The sequence below is a fragment of the Streptomyces sp. URMC 124 genome, assembly GCF_051386455.1.
Taxonomy (GTDB): domain Bacteria; phylum Actinomycetota; class Actinomycetes; order Streptomycetales; family Streptomycetaceae; genus Streptomyces.
In genome coordinates, this window is sequence record NZ_JBPQTS010000446.1 from 1 (window position 1) to 277 (window position 277).

The following is a 277-nucleotide window of genomic DNA, read 5'->3' on the forward strand; positions in this document are numbered from 1 at the left end:
GCGGAGTCAGCCCGCATTGGCTGGCCGTGTTCGCAATAAGCAGCACATTGCCCTTATAATCCTCAAGCGAAATGGCTTTGCCTTGTGTATCGACGGCTTGATAATCATAGATTGACATCATTCATTCCCTCCTCTATAGTGCGACCCTGTTTGGATTACGCTGATCCGGCGTGCACCATCTATTCCTCATCATACCTGAAATCATGGGGTGAAACCAAATTTCGATACCTCGGACTGATACCCAAATGAAAACATTTGTATTATGATAATTTTATAT

1 pseudogene is annotated in these 277 nt (G+C 44.0%); it reads right to left on the reverse strand.

Annotation, left to right across the window (positions count from 1 at the left end):
* Positions 1 to 121, reverse strand: a pseudogene (locus ACSNOG_RS33290) (glutathione peroxidase); the annotation flags it as partial.
* Positions 122 to 277: the final 156 nt, after the last annotated feature.